Origin of the sequence: Tunicatimonas sp. (genome assembly GCF_049647865.1) — a bacterium.
GTDB lineage: Bacteria > Bacteroidota > Bacteroidia > Cytophagales > Cyclobacteriaceae > Tunicatimonas.
This window is the reverse complement of sequence record NZ_JBARYM010000707.1, coordinates 1-2,342: the sequence shown is the minus strand read 5'-3', so window position 1 is coordinate 2,342 and position 2,342 is coordinate 1. Positions and strand designations below refer to the sequence as shown.

Sequence of the window (2,342 nt, the reverse complement as noted above, 5' to 3'; positions counted from 1 at the left end):
CCGTAAATGTGTTAGATACTGTAACATCATTTCATGACGGCCCTAACACCAAGCACCAAAACACTTGAACACTCAAACACACTTATTTTTTAGCTTATTTTTCGCTCTTGCAACCACCTTAGCTTTGGGCCAAACAAAAGAGTACTACCAAGACGGCCCCCTCAAAGCCGAAGGTCAATTGAGCGAGTATGGGAAGGAGGGCGAATGGACGTTCTATTATCCTGACGGGCAGATTAGTGCCACTGAAACCTACCAGCACGATACGCTGTACGGTGCCGTTCGCTACTACGATTTTACCAGCAATTTAATCGGCGAAGAAAATTGGCAGCAAGGACTACCGCAGGACTCCGCTCACTACTACTACGCGAATGGCTCAGTTGAGAAGCGGGGAGTTTACAAAAACGGATTGTACCAGGGCGAGTGGCGATTTTTTTACGAAGATGGTCAACTGAAACGGGTGGGGAGTTACCAGCAGGGATTGCCTCATGGCGAGTGGACATTTTACCACGAGGACGGAGAACTCTGGCAAACCGGCTCCTTTGCTGATGGAAAAGAAACTGGCGCTTGGAAATTCTACACTCCGGCAGGAAAGCTGGAATACACTGGCCAGTTTAAGGAGGGCAAGCGGGTAGGTGATTGGTACCGCTACAATGCCCGAGGCAAGAAGAAGAAAATGAAGAATCCTGATGAATAGGTTTAGAGATTATGAAATGGGAGAGCTACCGGAATTGATGCTTTCGCAATTTCTCCGTACTATGTCTTAACCTTCTTTCCGCAGTGAGCTATGAATAATCTCTTTTGCTACCTCCTTATCATTTCAAGTGCTATTTTCTTCTCCTCTTGTGGATCTTCTCAATCGGCTGAGCCGGAAAATGCTGCTGCTTTTAACCAAGCCACTGCCAACGGCAAATTAGTAAACGAAGGTTTGGAACGCTGTCACCGGTTTGTGGAAGGTTGGCTCAAGCAGTCTGACCCGGAAACCGGATTGATTCCCCGAAACTTAGAGGGAAGTTCCGACATCTGGAACGCCAAAGATGCTGCCGCCGACAACTATCCCTTTATGGTGCTAACTGCCGCGCTTACTGATCAGTCGATGTTTGAAGGAAGGATGATGGAGATACTGCGTACCGAAACCGAACTAACTTCTCGCTGGGATGCGCTGCCTGATACGTACTCCTTCGTGAAGAATGATTTTGCTGTGGAGCAAATCGATACCGCCGATATCATGTTCGGAGCTTCGGAGTACATCAAAGACGGACTGCTACCGCTCACCGAATGGCTGGGTGCTAGCCCCTGGTCGGAACGAATGATCAGCATGCTGGACGATATGTGGAAGCACGCTCCGGTGAAAACGCCCTACGGAAATCTGGTCTCTACCAACGTAGAAGTAAACGGGGAGATGCTACAGACGCTCGCCCGTATTTACTGGATGACTGGTGACCAGAAGTACCTAGACTGGGCCATTCGGGTGGGTGACTACTACCTGCTGGGCGATCAGCATCCTACCCAAAATTTTACGGAGCTGCGACTGCGCGACCACGGCTGTGAGATTGTATCCGGACTGTGCGAACTCTATGCTACTGTTCACTTTGCAATGCCGGAAAAAAAGGAGATCTACCAGAAGCCACTGCACAATATGCTCGACCGGATTCTGGAAGTAGGTCGTAACGAACATGGTTTGTTCTACAATGTAGTGAATCCACAAACTAGTGAGATTGTAGATGAAGGGATTGCTGATAACTTCGGCTACACGCTCAACGGATTTTATACCGTTTATCAGCTGGATTCGGTAGAAGCCTACCGACAGGCTACGCTGAAAGCTTTGAATTCACTGAACCAACATTACCGCAATTTTGATTGGGAACACGGTTCTTCGGATGGCTACGCCGATGCTATCGAGGGCACTTTGAATCTGTACAACCGCGAACCGGTAGCTTCGGTAGCCCAGTGGCTGAATAGCGAAACCCAGGTGATGTGGGCGATGCAGCAGGAAAGCGGTATTATTGAAGGCTGGCACGGCGATGGCAACTTCGCCCGTACCACCATCATGTACTGCCTCTGGAAATCGCAGGGAGTAACGGCTGCCCCCTGGCACAGCGATATTAATCTGGGGGCGGTACGCGAAGGCGATAATCTACTGTTAATCATGACTACCGATCAGCACTGGGAAGGAAAGCTGATATTTGATGCGCCCCGCCACCAAACCGTTATGAACCTACCTGCCGATTGGCCCCGCATTAACCAGTTTCCCGAATGGTTTACTGCAAAAGAAGATCAACGGTACGAAGTGATAGATGTTAGTAAAGACTCAAAAGAGATTTATACTGGCGAGCAATTGCAAA

2 protein-coding genes are annotated in these 2,342 nt (G+C 49.1%); both read left to right on the top strand.

Annotated elements, in window-relative coordinates:
- Window positions 1-124: 124 nt before the first annotated feature.
- Entirely contained in the window at window positions 125-694 is a 570-nt protein-coding gene (locus WBA23_RS20720) for a toxin-antitoxin system YwqK family antitoxin (protein WP_424584189.1), read from the top strand.
- Window positions 695-784: 90 nt separating this feature from the next.
- Window positions 785-2,342 (top strand): hypothetical protein (locus WBA23_RS20715; RefSeq protein WP_424584188.1); only part of this gene is annotated, 1,558 nt, incomplete at its 3' end.